The sequence below is a fragment of the uncultured Senegalimassilia sp. genome (genome assembly GCF_934632265.1).
Classification (GTDB): domain Bacteria; phylum Actinomycetota; class Coriobacteriia; order Coriobacteriales; family Eggerthellaceae; genus Senegalimassilia.
Window position 1 is genome coordinate 1 of sequence record NZ_CAKTYH010000043.1, and the last position, 14194, is coordinate 14194.

Sequence of the window (14194 nt, forward strand, 5' to 3'; positions counted from 1 at the left end):
GCCGAGGCGTTTCTGGCGATGGTGCAGAGGCAGGAGGTGCGGGGCAAGATCAACGGCTACAAGCCCGTGCTCTTCGCCGATGCCGCGCGCGAATACATCGAGCGCGTCGCCATCATCAAGTACAAGCGCTCGACCTACGAGAACTACGTCTGCACGGTCAGGATCCACCTCTCGCCCGCCTTCGGGGACACGCCGGTCGGCGAGATCACGACGCACGACGTCGACGCCTACGCGGCGCGCCGCGTCCGGGACGAGGGGGCGGCGCCTGGATCGGTGAACGACGAGCTGGCGATACTCGGCGTCATCCTGAAGAAGTCGATGGAGTGGGGGTACGCCACGAGCATCGCGACGAGGGGGGCGACCCGGCCCAAGGTCAAGCGCGGAGAGATATCCGTGATGTCGCCCTCCCAGGCCAGGCGCTTCTTAGCCGTCCTGCCCGCGAGGTGGAGGCCGCTCTACGCCACGGCGATCATGACCGGCATGAGGGCCGGGGAGCTCGCGGGGCTCCTGGAGAAGGACATCGACTTCGAGGCCCATCAGATCCACATCAGGAGGACCCTGTACAAGGCCCGGTTGCAATCCCCGACGACCGAGAAGTCGATCAGGAGCATAGACCTCCCCCCTACGCTGGAAGAGATGCTGTCGCGCTGGCTCGTCTCGGAGGAGCGGCCGAGGACCAAGGAGCAGTTCGTGTTCCCGTCGCAGATGGGAAGGCCGCTGAACATGCAGACCCTCGCCGAAAGGGTGTTCCAGCCCGCCCTGGCCGAGGCGGGCATACCCAGGATGCGCCTGCACGACCTGAGGCACACGTACGCGAGCCTGCTGATCGCCAACGGGGAGTCTCTGAAGTACATCCAGGAGATGATGGGGCACACGAGCATAAAGGTCACGGTGGACACCTACGGCCACCTTCTGAGGGAGACGCACACCGCGGCGGCGAAAAGGCTCGATGATGCCATTTTCGGGGGGGACCAGGGCCGTCTCGATGTTTTTTCAATGGAGTGAAGCAAAACGGGCCTGACGCTCTTTTGACGTCAGGCCCGTTTTCCGGCAACATCGCTCGAACGGTAAAACCCCAGTTCACGAATGAATATAACCTGTTTCAGTCCTTTTTCTTAAATTTCATACGGATGGGCGTGCCCGTCAGGTCGAACGACTTTCGCAGGCGATTCTCCAGGAAGCGCTCGTAGTTGTCGTTGACCAGGTCGGGGCGGTTCACGAAGAACGTGAACTGCGGCGGGCACGTTGCCGTTTGCGTGACGTACTTCATGCGCAGGATGGCCTTGCCCTTCGACACGGTATGGCCGCCCTCGCGGATCTCGCCCAGCCAGACGTTGAGCTGGTTGGTGGGGATGCTCTTGCAGAAGTTCTCGTAGGCGACGTCGACGGCTTCCCAGATGCGATGGACGGACTTGCCCGTGAGCGCGCAAGTGGCCACAACGGGGGCATAGCCCACGAAGGTCATACGGTCGGTGATCTTCTCGCGCACCTCGGCCTTGGCGTCGGGGCCTTCCACCAGGTCCCACTTGTTCAGCACGATGACCATGGCGCACTGGCGGTCGGCGGCGAAGCCGGCCACGCGCTGGTCCTGGTCGGTCAGGCCGATGGAGCCGTCGATGACCAGGATGGCCACGTCGGCACGATCGATGGCGCGCATGGCGCGCACGAAGCCGTAGTACTCCACGTCCTCGTCGATCTTGCTCTTCTGGCGCAGACCGGCGGTGTCGACGATGGTGTAGCGCTGGCCCTCGTGCTCGATGACGGTGTCGATGGCGTCGCGAGTGGTGCCGGCGACGTTGGACACGATGGAGCGATCATCCGAGGTCAGGCGGTTGGTCAGCGAGGACTTGCCAGCGTTGGGGCGGCCGATGATGGCGATGTTGATGCCCCCGTCCTCCTCCTCGTCGTCGGCGGTCTCGACCTTCTTCAGGTCCTCCACCACGGCGTCGAGCAGATCGCCCGTGCCGTTGCCATGCAGCGAGGAGACCGACCACGGATCGCCCAGGCCCAGCTGGTAGAACTCCCAAACCTGGTCCATGGTGTCGGGGTTGTCCATCTTGTTCACCACCAGGTACACCGGCTTGGAGGTCTTGCGCAGCACGCGCGCCACCTCCTCGTCATCGGCGTTGATGCCGGTGCGGCCGTCGACGATGAACACGATGACGTCGGCCTCGTTCACGCCGGCGAACGCCTGCGTGCGGATGGAGCTTTGGAACGCGTCGTCGTCGCCCATCTCGATACCGCCGGTGTCGATGAGCTTGAACGGCACGCCGTTCCAGTCGGCGATGTGGTACGAACGGTCGCGCGTGACGCCGCGCATCTCGTGCACGATGGCCTCGTCGGCCTGGGCAATGCGGTTAACGAACGTGGACTTGCCGACGTTCGGCCGTCCAACAACCGCCACAATGGGCAGAGCCATATCAAATCCTTTTCGGTTGAGGAAAATACTACGTTTGCGGCGCCGCTATGCGCGCGCCAGTTCGACGAGTTCCGGCAAGAACCCAGTCGCGTTACAGGATACCACGCTCACGGGCACGCCCGCCGCCTTCCCCATATCCTCCAACGTAGCATCATCGAGCGTGACGCCGTCGTCGTTGAAGATGACCTTGGGGACCACGTACGTCCAACCCGGGTGCTCGGCCGCGTCGGCGCGGATGGCCTCGGCGATGTCGCAGCTGCACAACAGCCCCGTGACGTCGACGTTTCCGCCGAAGAAGCGGTTCTCCACGAACAGCGGCTCCACCACCCCGGCAAGCGGGCCGCGCGAGAACAGCGGGCGGAAGAAATGCGGCGTGGCCATGCCGGCGATGTAACGCACGCGCATGCCCGCCTGCCTGAGCGCCTGGGCGGCCTGCGCGTCAAGCCCGGCCGCTTCCGCAGCCTCCCAATCGTCCACGAACGAGCGGATGATGCCCACGCCGTCCTCGAACATGCCGAAGTCGCCGTAGTGCTCGGTGGGCGGAAGGTTCTCCAGCAGCTCATCGCCGTAGGCGTTGCAGTAGAACTCGTCGGCGGCGAAGGCCCACAAGTGGCCGCGTTCGGCAAGGGCGCGCTGCTGAGCAGGTACGATGGTGTCCATGGCAGCACGGGCGGCAACCGGGTCGTTGAAGCTTTTCGTGAAGCACGTCTGGTGCTTGGTGAAGCCCAGCGGCACGATGCAGATGTCCAGGATGCCCGGGCGCGCGTACGCCCAGTCGAGCGTCTCGCGCAGCGCGTCGCCGTCGTTCTCGTCGGGCATGAGCACGATCTGGGCGTGGAACTCGATGCCGGCGGCAAGCAGGCGGTCCATCACGTCGATGCCGTGCTGGGCATGCCGGCCGATGATGCGGCGGCGAACCTCGGGGTTGGACGCGTGCAGGGAAACGCGCAGCGGGCTGATGTGCTGCTCGATGATGCGCGCCTCGTCCTCCGCCGACAAGTTGGTGAACGTGACGAACGTTCCCGACAGGAAGCTGAGGCGGAAGTCGTCGTCGCGCAGGGTCAACGACGGGCGCATGTCGTCGGGCAGCTGGCGCATGAAGCAAAAGATGCAGGCGTTGCGGCACTGCTTGACGCCGTCGAACACCACGCCGGAGAACTCGAAGCCCCACTCCTCGCCCTCGTAGCGCTCAAGCTCCACCTCGCCGGAGTCGCCGTCGGTGTCGATGTAGCCGAGGGTGATCACGTCGTCGGCGGTGAGCCAACGCCAGTCGATCATGTCGCGCACGGGCTGGCCGTCCACGCTGGTAATGATGCAGCCCGGTGTGAAGCCAGCGTCATCGGCGGGGCTTTCGGGCAGCACGGATTCGATGACGGCCTTCGGGGGCTCGGGAGCGCGGCGTTTGCGGCCGCTTGCGGACTGCGCAGCCTGCTTCGCCACATCCTGAGGAGGATAAATGCCCACGTCAACACCGCCTTTCCGCTTCCACTTGCCCGTATGCCGCTAGTTTTTCGCAGCAAATCATGGTAGCATGCCGCGCCAGCCAAGGCGCACAGTGGGAACACGGCGCGGAAAATCAGCGCAACTGAGGATGAAGACCTACGAAACGGAGAACGACCTGAGGGCGTCGCGGACGGTGCGGTATTGGCGCTGGCTGACGGGCACCGCCTCGTCGCAGTCCATGACCAGCCCGTCGGCGGACGCCTGGACGACGTGCTCCATGTTCGCCAGGTAGCTTTTGTGGCAGCGCACGAAGCTGCCGGGCAGCTGCTGCTCGAGCTCCGCCAGGGCCGCATACGATTCCAGCACGCGGGCGTCCGACAACCTGACCAGCACTTTTCGCCCGATGCTTTTCACGTACACCACGTCGGCGGGATCAACGATGTGCACGGTCCCGGCGCTGCGCAGCGCAAGCGGGCTTGCCGCGCGATGGCCGAGCAGCCCGAACACCTTGTCTAAAGCGTTGCGCGCCTCGCTGGGCGAATACGGGGCCAGCAGCAGATACTGATGGTCGGTGCCGTAGACCGCCGAGGTGTACGCGGCGCGCGTGGTGCAGTACACGGTCAGCGGAAGGATGCCTCGATCTTGCAGCTCGCGCACCAGCGCGATGCCCGCGCGCTCATCGGAAGCGCACGCCGGGAAGGCACCGGGAGCATCCACAGGAGCGAACAGCGCATCGATGCGCGGACCTTGGGAGATGCGGTCGCGCACCTGGGAAAACGCGCAGCTCTCCAGCTGGATGGCGCCGGCGCAGGGATGCTGCTCGATGAGCACGCGCAGCGCCTCGGGCTCGGGCACGGCATCTTCGACGAGCAATATCCTGCACATGGTAGCAACCTCCGCATCGCGTTCGCGCACCGGGGCTTTTGCGGCACCGATACGGCTTCGTTCATGCTTCAAGGCTAACCCGGTTTTCGCGGGATTTGTTGTGCAACAAATCGGGCCGTTTCTTCACCATCCATGCACAAAACCGTCCCCGCCCTCACATGCCGAAGCACGCGAGAACGGGGACGATTCACATGGGGATATATAAGGAGAGCGAAGCCGTAGCAGCAGAACGCGAAAGCAGGCTGTCGGTCCACCCGCACTACGAGGGCAACAGCGAAAGAACGCTGCTCGGAAACGAGCGATGGGAGCGTCGTATGCAGCGCAGTCCAAAACCGCACCGCTCGAGCGCACCCCCCCCGCCGGCTGGGAACGTTACATATGTTCGAGGCGTTGCACCACTTCGTCGATCTGGTCGTCGGGGGTGCTGGCGCCGGCCGTGACGCCTACGGAAGAGCAGCCCGCGAACCATGCGGGATCGAGCTCGGCAGCCGACTCGATATGGTGCGTGCGCGGGCATTCCGCGGCGCAGATCTCGGCCAGATGCGTGGTGTTGGCCGAATTGCGCCCGCCGATGACCACGATGGCGTCCACCTGCCCGGCAAGCTCCGCGGCGGCCTGCTGACGCTGGCGCGTGGCCGTGCACACCGTGTCCTTGACCTGCGCATCGACGCCCTGGGCACGGATGCCCTCGAGCACGTCGTCGAGCGCATCGCGGGTTTGCGTGGTCTGCACGACCACGCCCACGCGTTCGGGCAGGTCGCCCGGCAGGTCGGCGGCCGTTTCCGCCACGTGCACCTGTGCGCCGGCCTCGTGGGCGTAAGCCACCAGGCCCTCCACCTCGGGATGGCCTTCCTCGCCCACGACCACCACGTAGCCGCACTCACCGGCAAGCGTGGCCGCGGCCTTTTGCGCGCGCGCGACATGCGGACACGTGGCATCGATCACGGGAAGTCCGCGCGCCTCCACCGAGCGGCGCACAGCCGGAGTGACACCATGGCTGCGGATGATGATGGCACCGTGCGTTGCCTGCTCAGGCTCCGAAACGGCCATCACGCCGCGCGCCTCAAGGTTCGCCACAACCTGGGGATTGTGGATGAGCGGCCCCAACGTGAACGCGCTGCCATCCCCTTCGCTGGCCTTCAGGGCCAGGTCAAGGGCTCGTTGCACGCCGTAGCATGCACCTGCGTTCTTGCTGCGGATGACTTCCATGTCCGGTCCTTTCATATAGGTTGAGGTTCGCGGTTTGCGGCTCGCAGACACTCGCCCGCGGAATAGTAACTCGCAGATTGCGGCTGTAGGCTTACGGATGCAGATAGCGTTTTGCAACTCGCGGCTCGCGGCTTCTGCGACGCACGATAACGCAAGAGGCCGCTCTCGCGGCCCCTGCTCCCCCAAACCTGCTACTGCTCGGCCTTCGCCTTCTTCGTGGGGCGGGTCAGCTCGATGGCCTCCTCGGGGGTGTGCTCGGGAATGGGATGGACGGCGAACACCTCGGAGAAATCGCGGCCGTCCGGGAACAGCGCGCGCATATCCACCTGCTCGCGCGGAACGCGCTGATGCAGCGCGAACACCTCGCGCATGGCGTACCACGAGCACCCGTCAAGGCGATCTTCCTTCGGCAGGAAGTCGAAATCGCTTACCACCAGGGGCTTTCCGTATTCCACCGAGATCTTCGGGAAGCGGATGCGCTCGCCTTTGCGCTTGACGTTCTCCGCCTCGCGCACGCACATGGGCAGGATGGGCGCCTTGCCCATCTTCGCGATGAATGCCGCACCGGAGTGGATCTGGGGCGTTTTGCTGCCCTTGCCGCGGCGCGTGCCCTCCGGCAGGATGCCCACCAGCTGATTTCCCTTCAGCATGTGTGACGCGCGCTTGATGGCCGTTCGGTCGGCCGAATCGCGCTTGATGGGGAACGCGCCCACGCGCGAGAGGATCTGCCCCACCAAACCGTGTGCGTTATCGAACAGCGAATCGCGGCCCATCAGGCGCACGAACTGGCTCGGGCGCGCGGCCACATACATGAGTACCACGTCCAGAAACGACGTGTGGTTGGAAACCACCACCGCGCCGCAGCGGTCCTTGAACGCGCGAAGGTTCTCACGCCCGTCCACGCGATAACGGAACAGCACCTTGAACACGAAGCCGATCAGCACATACGCGAAGTTCGCGAACCAATGCGGGATCTGCTTCTCGTCGGTGGTGCCGCCCAGCGCGCGGTCCCACATATCCTCGTATCTCAAAAACAGGCTCATACGTGCACGCCCTTCTCCTGGGCAAGCGCGCAGATGCGCTCGATGATCTGCTCGATGGTGCGGCCCGTGGAATCCATCTGCACGGCATCGGCCGCCGGCTTGAGCGGGCTGGTATCGCGCGAGGAATCGATGGCGTCGCGGCGCTCGATGTCGGCGAGCACCTCGGCGTAGTCGGTGCTGCCCACGCCGCGGCGCTCGTTTTGCGCCACGCGGCGATTGGCGCGCTCGGCGGCGCTGGCGGTCAGAAACACCTTCAGCTCGGCCTCGGGGAACACCGCCGTGCCGATATCGCGGCCTTCCACCACGTAGTTGCCCGCGCGGCCGATGCGCTGCTGCTGGGCAACAAGCGCCTGGCGAACAGCGGGCGCAGCGGCCACGGCGCTGACGGAGCGGTCGATCTCGGCCGTGCGGATGGCATCGGTCACGTCCACACCGGAAATGGAGACACGACGCGGCAGCGGGTCGCCCGGCTCATGGGAGAACCCGATCTCGTGCATGTCGGCGATTCGGCCGAGCGCTTCGCCGTCTTCCAGCGAGACGCCGTCTTGCAGCGCCTGCCAGGCGATGGAACGGTACATGGCGCCCGTGTCCAGGCACGAGAAGCCCAAACGGCGCGCGACCGCCTTCGAAACGGTCGATTTGCCGGCTCCGCTCGGGCCGTCGATAGCGATGATCATCGTGCAAGCCTTTCGATATCGTCCAGGAAGCCGGGGTAGCTGACGCGCACGGCCTCGAAATCATTGATGTTCACGGCAACCTTGCCGGTCAGGCCGACGAGCGACCAGGTCATGGCAAGGCGATGGTCGCCGAGCGAGTCGAACTCGAGCCCCTCGGAGACCTGCAAGCCGGGCTGGCCCTCGATGTAAAGGTCGTCGCCTTCGCACCACGTGTCCACGCCCAACTTGGCCAGACCGTCCATTATAGCGGCAAGTCGGTCGGTTTCCTTCACGCGAAGCTCCCCAACCTGACGGAACACGGTGATTCCATGCGCGTGCGCCGCCACCAACGCCAGCACGGGGATCTCGTCGATGATGCCGGCGATCTTGTCGGCCGGCACCTCGCAACCGCGCAGGTCGGGCGTGTAGCAAGCCTCGATGATGCCGTAGGGCTCCTTGCCCGCGGCGCCCGTGTGGGTGACGCTGACCTGGGCACCCATGCGCTCGAGCGTGCGCACGAAGCCGATGCGGGCCGTGTTCAGGCTGACGTCCTCGATCTGGATCGAGCTTTCGGGGCGCAAAACCGCCGCGCACGCAAGGAACGCCGCCGAAGAGGGGTCGCCCGGCACGAGCACTTCGCCGGCCTGGGGCTGCGCAGGGCCGGTCACGCTTGCCGTGCAGGAGCCGGCAGTGGTGGCCACGCCGTATTCGGGCAGCATGAGCTCGGTGTGGTTGCGGCTCGGCGCCGGCTCGTTGACCGTGGTGGTTCCCGAGGCGTACATGCCGGCGAGCAGCACAGCGGTCTTGAGCTGGGCCGATGCCATGGGGGCATCGTAGGTGAGGGGGCGCAGGCCGCCACCGTGGACGATGATGGGCAGCGTCTCGCGGCCTTCGGGAAGGAAGCGCGCGCCCATCTTCATGAGCGGCGCGGTGATACGGCGCATCGGGCGCTTGCACAGCGACGAATCGCCCGTGAGCGTGACCTGGATATCCCACGGCGCCAGGATGCCCATGAGCAGGCGCACCGTAGTGCCGGAGTTGCCGCAATCCACGGGCTCGTCAGGCTGGCTGGGACCGGCGGCGCCCCAACCGGTGATGCCGCCGGCAAGGCTTCCGTCGGCCTGTTTTTCCAGGCTGACCTGGGCGCCCAGGGCGCTCACGGCGCCGATGGAGCTGCGCACGTCGGCGGAATCGAGCACGCCCGACACGCGCGAGGTGCCTTCCGCCATGGCGGAGAACAGCACGGCGCGATGGCTGATGGACTTGTCGCCCGGCACGCGCGTGGAGCCGTGCATGGGGTTTTCCAACGGTTCGATGACGGTGACGTTATCCGACATGGGTGTGCTCCTTAGGCGCTAGCGGGCTGAAAGAAACGGAGAAACCGGCGTTGATAAGGTGCGCCGACAGCTTGCCGATGTCGCCTTCGTCGGTGAGCACGAGCGAGAGCACGGCCGAGTCCTCGGTGACGTGATCGATCTCGATGGATTGGATGTTGCACCCCACCTTGCTGGTGATGGTGGTGACCTCGGCGACCACGCCGGGGCGGTCCTCCATGGGGATGCGCACCTCCAGCAGGCGCTCGGTGCACGGCAGCCATGCGGCCGGCAGCGCGCGGCGCGCATCGGCGGCCTCGGCGAGTAGGCTGGTCAACGTTGCGCGATCGCCCGCCTCGAGCGCGTCGGCGAACTGCCCGATGATGCCCTGCATCTCGCGCAAACCACCCAAAAGCGCGTCTTTGTTGTCAAAGGCGATACCGCACCACAGCTCGGGAGAGCCCGCGGCGATGCGCGTGGAGTCCTTGAAGCCGCCCGCCGCCAGGCGCATGAGCGAATCCTGGCCCTTTGCGTGGCGCACGGCAAGCTGCACGAGCGAGCTGGCGGTGAAATGCGGCACGTGGCTGACCACGGCAACTGCGGCGTCATGCTGCTCGCGCGGCAGGCTGATGACGCGCGCGCCGATGCCGGTGATCAGCTCGTGCAGGCGCGTGAAGTGCTCCGCCGGCGTGTCGGCATCGGGGCACAAGATCCAGTACGCGCCCTTGAACAGGTCGGCGCGGGCGCCCACAATGCCGTTCTTCTCGGAGCCGGCCATAGGGTGGCCGGGAACGAAGTTCTGCGGATACGGAAGGGTGTGCGCGGCCATTTCGATGATGCGGCTTTTCGTGGAAGCGGTATCGGTGATGATGCCGCGATAGCCCCACTCCGCCAAATCTTTCAGATAGCCTTCCACCACGCTGACGGGCGTGGCTAAAACCACCAGGTCGCAGCTCTCTTCGATGAACGCGCGGAACTCCGCGGCATCGGGGGCGGCGGTGGCGGTGGCCCAGCCCCTGTTGACGGCCTCGACGCGGGTAGCCAGGTCGGTGTCGACGGCCATGACCTGCGCCGACGGGTTCGCTGCGCGCAATGCGGCGGCGAAACTGGCGCCGATGAGGCCGAAGCCTATGACGGCTACGTTTTCGAAGCCGCCGGTTTTCGCTTGATCGATTGTTTGTGCCATAAGGCGATGCAGACCTTCCGGATCCGATCTAGGATAGGACGTTGCGGGCAAGCCGGCATCGCATCGGCAAGCGCGAAACCGCCGCGCAGGTCAAAGAACGCCCGCGACAAGGCGAAACGCCGAGTTCGCAAACACCAGCAGTTTACCCGGGTGACCATTATAACCGTTTCCCAGCAGCACGCATCCCGCCGCGCCCGGCAAGCACGAGGGGAACATGAACAGGGGACGTGAACAGGGGACGGAGGTGTGTTCGCGGGGAAGCTCGTCGGCGATGCAGCACTGCGCACGAACAACGCGCGACGCGAGACCCGCCAACGGGCGCGAACAGGGGCGTGAACAGGGGACGGAGGTGTGTTCGCGGTTGCCCTTTCATTTCCCAAAAGAGCCCTCGTGAACACACCTCCGTCCCCTGTTCACGCCGCGCATCCCTGCACCACCGGCGACCTTCTACTTAATAGATGCGTGCAGCGCCGCTACTTCTTCGGGGGTGAGCTCGCGCCATTGGCCGCGGGGCAAGTCGCCTAGCTCGATGGGGCCGAAGCTGTCGCGATGCAGGGCCAAAACGCCGTGCTTAATGGCCGACAGCATACGCTTGACCTGGCGTTTCCTTCCTTCGCGCAACACCACGCGCACCACGGCGCGCTGCTGGGAACGCTTACGCAGGATGGCGGCGCGTTGCGGGCTGGGCACGCTGCCGTTGGGCTCATGATCGGGCACGGCGGGCGGCACCTCCAGCATGGACAGCGCGCGCTTCGCTTCCGCGCCTTCCACCAGCGCGGCCTTCGCAGGCGCGGTCATGCCGTCGTCAAGCTGGATGCCCTGCTCAAGCTGGGCCAGCTGCTCGGGCGTGGGTTTGCCGTTGACCAGCGCCAGATAGCGCTTCTCCACATGATGGCGCGGATGCAAAAGGCCGTTTCCCAGCTCGCCATCGGTACTGAACAGCAAAAGGCCCGTGGTGTCGAAGTCCAGGCGCCCGATGGGGAACAGCCCCGGGAAGCGGTCGGTGGGAACGAGCTCGGCCACCGTGGGGCGACCCTGCGGGTCGGACATGGTGGTCACGTAACCGGCGGGTTTGTGCAGCATGATGGTGACGGGGCCGCCCTCCAAGCGCACGGGCACGCCGTCGACGGCCACCTGGTCCACCAGCGGGTCAACCTTGCTTCCTAACTCGGTGACCACCTGGCCGTTCACCGTCACGCGCCCGGCGGTCATGAGGTTTTCCGACCCTCGACGGCTTGCCGCGCCGGCGCGCGCCAGGAACTTCTGCAGGCGCATGGGCACAAGGCGCTCCTCGGGCTGCGTTTGGTTGGGTTTGAGTTGCCTGGTCATGATTCTCCCATCACAGGTCGGTCGAGGTTTGCCGGGAACCGGTTACTCGTCGTCGGTTTCGAGCCTCAGGTTGTCGAAGTCGATCTTCTCCACCAGTCCGAAGCTTTGCGCCATGGCATCGGCGAGCATCTGCTGCGCAGCGCTGCTTGCCGGGCCGTCACCGGCCGGGAACGCCGCCTGCGCGCCCGATGCGTCGCGATCCAGGTCGTCGGCAGTAGACTCCCCGTCCGCCGCTTCGCGCCCTGGCGCCGCTTGCCGCGGCCCGCCAGCTTCGCCGGCCGCATTCGCGCCGCCGGCACCCTTCTCCGAGGTCAGCGCGCCGCCGGCGCCTTCGTCCTCGAAATCGAACTGCAGGCCGTCGAACGGATCGTCCGCTTCCCCATTCGACACCTGCGCCTCGGGCGCCACGTGCGCCTCCTGCCCGCCTGCGCTCAGGCGCTCGCGGATGAGCTGACGAGTCGCATCATCGGGCGCAAACTCGTCCAGATTGGGAAGGTCGCGCACCGAGCGCAGCCCGAACTTCTCCAGAAAACCGCGCGTGGTGGCGTACAGCGTGGGGTTGCCCGGCGCGTCGGCCTGCCCTGCTTCGCGGATCAACCCCTTCTCCACCAGGGAGTTTATGGAGCTGTCGGAGTTCACGCCGCGCACACTGGCAACTCCGGCGCGCGTGCAGGGCTGCAGGTACGCAACGATGGCCAGCGTTTCCATGGCCGCTTGCGAGAGCTTGCGCGTGTCCCACGACAGCACGTACTTCTCCACCAGGCTGTGGTAAGCCGGGTGCGTGTACAGCCGCCAGCCGCCGGCCACTTCGCGCAGCTGGATGCCGCGCTGCTCGCGCTCCAGCTTCTCGCGCAGGTCCACCAGCGCCTGTTCAACCAGCTTCGGGTCGGCCTCCAGCATGTCGGCCAGCTCGATGACGCCGACCGGCTCGTCGGTGACGAACAGCATGGCCTCTATGGCGCCGGGCAGTTGCGCCTGATCAAGTCCTTCGAACATCTATTCCTCCCCAACCGACGTCAGCGCGTCGTCGCCGTCCAGCAAAAGCTCGCCCGAGCCCTCGATGTACTCGATGTCGATGTCGCCGAACAGCTGGCTTTGCTCCACGCGAACCATGGAGCGCTTGTACAGCTCGAGCACCGCAAGGAACGTGACCACCACCAGCGGCGTAGGCGCATCGTCGGCGATCAGCTGCGAGAAGCGCAGCTGCTTGAGGTTGCGGATGCGCTGATGGATGGCACGCACGTGCACCTCCACCGGGATGGGCTTCGCAGCGATGTGCTCGCTTTCCAGCAGGAACACCTCGCGCCGCGCCAGCGCGCGGGCGGCAAGCAGCGCGAGCGAGTCAAGCGACACGTCGCGCAGGAAGTCGGGCATGAGGTTCAGGAAGCACGCCTCGGGGCCGAACGGGCGCGGGTGCATACGGCCCTCGGTGACGAAGCGGGCGTGCAGCGCCGCGGCGGCGTTCTTATACTGCTTATACTCCAGCAGGCGCTCCACCAGCATGTCGCGCGCCTCGGAGGGCGCCAGCTCGGCGATGTCGTCCTCAACCTCGATATGCTCGCGCGGCAACAGGCTTTGCGCCTTGATCTCCAGCAGCGTGCTGGCCACCAGCAGAAAATCGCTGGCGACGTCCAGGTCAAGGTTCTGCATGCGGCCCACTTCGGCCAGATATTGGTCGGCGATCTGCGTGATATTGATGGCGCCGATGTCAACCTTCTGACGGCTGACCAGGTACAACAGCAGATCGAACGGCCCCTCGAAGCTGTCGGTGCGAACGCGATACGACACGATGCCCCGCCGCCCCTACGAAATGGCGAAGGGGAACAGCAGGTTGCCCAGATTGCCGGCGGTGACGTCCAGGTAGATGCCGAACACGTTCACGTGGATGATATACGGCAGCAAAATGGCCACGATCATGAAAATGGGGAACGCATACTGCTGCACCTTGTAGTACTTCGGCAGCCACTTCACGGGCATGAAGAACGCGAAGATGGAGCTACCGTCGAGCGGCGGGATGGGCAGCAGGTTGAAGAACATCAGGTACAGGTTGATCAGCGCGAACATGGGCAGGAACATCAGGTAGAAGTAAAAGAACGCCTGGCTTTGCACCACCCACTGCGCAACGGGGGCGAACCCGTAGAGCACCCACGCGACCACGGCCGCCAGCACGGCGAGCAACAGGTTCGCGGCAGGACCGGCCAAACCCACGATCAGGTCGCCCTTGCGCGGGTCCTTGAAGTACGCGGGGTTGTACGGCACCGGCTTGGCGTAGCCGAACACGGGCATGTTCATGGCCATGAGCAAAAACGGCATGATAACGGTGCCGAACGGGTCGACGTGCGCAAGCGGATTGAACGACAGGCGCCCCGCGCGCTTGGCGGTGGGGTCGCCTAATTTCCAGGCAGCAAAGCCGTGCGCCATCTCGTGCAACACGATGGCGGGAACGAAGCTCAAGATCGAGCAGATGAGATAAGGAAGCTGTGTAGTCATAATCGCTCCATTATAACGCCACAAGCGCCAACGCGAAACCGGCAACCAACCTGAAACCTATTCGTAATGCCAATAGGCACAAGCAAGCCCAATAGACGCCGTACCGCAAAACGACAACCCGGCAGCGGGCGCCCAGCCCTCCGCCGGCCGTATTAACAACAGATGCGCCCATGAAGCGAGGCACGCAAACCGAAAAGCAACTTCTGGGCGGTATCGTAGCT

The 14194-nt window shown here is 65.2% G+C and carries 13 protein-coding genes; 1 reads left to right on the forward strand and 12 read right to left on the reverse strand.

What is annotated here, in order from left to right:
* Positions 1-1005: site-specific integrase (locus tag Q0H50_RS04605; RefSeq protein ID WP_294419829.1), on the forward strand; the 1005-nt coding region annotated here is incomplete at its 5' end.
* 97 nt (positions 1006-1102) lie between these two features.
* Here Q0H50_RS04605 and der read toward each other — a convergent pair.
* The 12 genes from der to Q0H50_RS04665 all read right to left on the reverse strand — a co-directional run bounded on the left by der (position 1103) and on the right by Q0H50_RS04665 (position 13973).
* The gene (gene der / locus Q0H50_RS04610) at positions 1103-2419 is read right to left on the reverse strand and encodes a ribosome biogenesis GTPase Der (protein ID WP_294419831.1); all 1317 of its coding nucleotides are present in this window, start codon (positions 2417-2419) and stop codon (positions 1103-1105) included.
* Between the two features lie 45 nt (positions 2420-2464).
* Positions 2465-3883 carry a DUF512 domain-containing protein gene (locus tag Q0H50_RS04615; protein ID WP_294419833.1) on the reverse strand — a complete coding sequence of 473 codons (1419 nt, stop codon included), beginning with the start codon at positions 3881-3883 and terminating at the stop codon, positions 2465-2467.
* A gap of 135 nt (positions 3884-4018) precedes the next feature.
* On the reverse strand, positions 4019-4747 hold the full coding sequence (locus tag Q0H50_RS04620) for a LytTR family DNA-binding domain-containing protein (protein ID WP_294419837.1): 729 nt from the start codon (positions 4745-4747) through the stop codon (positions 4019-4021).
* A 372-nt stretch (positions 4748-5119) separates the two neighbouring features.
* Positions 5120-5956: a 4-hydroxy-3-methylbut-2-enyl diphosphate reductase gene (ispH, locus tag Q0H50_RS04625; protein WP_294419838.1), complete on the reverse strand. Its 837-nt coding sequence runs from the start codon at positions 5954-5956 to the stop codon at positions 5120-5122.
* 191 nt (positions 5957-6147) lie between these two features.
* Complete coding sequence (locus Q0H50_RS04630) at positions 6148-6999, reverse strand: 1-acyl-sn-glycerol-3-phosphate acyltransferase (RefSeq protein WP_294419840.1); 852 nt, start codon at positions 6997-6999, stop codon at positions 6148-6150.
* On the reverse strand, positions 6996-7676 hold the full coding sequence (gene cmk, locus Q0H50_RS04635; RefSeq protein WP_294419845.1) for a (d)CMP kinase: 681 nt from the start codon (positions 7674-7676) through the stop codon (positions 6996-6998). Before cmk ends, Q0H50_RS04630 begins: the two co-directional genes overlap by 4 nt.
* Positions 7673-8992, reverse strand: a complete 1320-nt coding sequence (aroA, locus tag Q0H50_RS04640) for a 3-phosphoshikimate 1-carboxyvinyltransferase (RefSeq protein ID WP_294419848.1) — start codon at positions 8990-8992, stop codon at positions 7673-7675. Before aroA ends, cmk begins: the two co-directional genes overlap by 4 nt.
* Positions 8982-10154 carry a prephenate dehydrogenase/arogenate dehydrogenase family protein gene (locus Q0H50_RS04645; RefSeq protein ID WP_294419849.1) on the reverse strand — a complete coding sequence of 391 codons (1173 nt, stop codon included), beginning with the start codon at positions 10152-10154 and terminating at the stop codon, positions 8982-8984. The genes aroA and Q0H50_RS04645 overlap by 11 nt, the downstream gene beginning before the upstream one ends.
* 447 nt (positions 10155-10601) lie before the next feature.
* On the reverse strand, positions 10602-11483 hold the full coding sequence (locus Q0H50_RS04650) for a pseudouridine synthase (RefSeq protein WP_294419852.1): 882 nt from the start codon (positions 11481-11483) through the stop codon (positions 10602-10604).
* Positions 11484-11525: 42 nt separating this feature from the next.
* Positions 11526-12479 (reverse strand): SMC-Scp complex subunit ScpB, encoded by a 954-nt coding sequence (gene scpB, locus Q0H50_RS04655; RefSeq protein WP_294419853.1) that lies wholly within the window; start codon positions 12477-12479, stop codon positions 11526-11528.
* Positions 12480-13271: a segregation/condensation protein A gene (locus tag Q0H50_RS04660; RefSeq protein ID WP_294419858.1), complete on the reverse strand. Its 792-nt coding sequence runs from the start codon at positions 13269-13271 to the stop codon at positions 12480-12482.
* Between the two features lie 15 nt (positions 13272-13286).
* Entirely contained in the window at positions 13287-13973 is a 687-nt protein-coding gene (locus Q0H50_RS04665) for a site-2 protease family protein (protein WP_294419860.1), read from the reverse strand.
* Between the last annotated feature and the right edge of the window lie 221 nt (positions 13974-14194).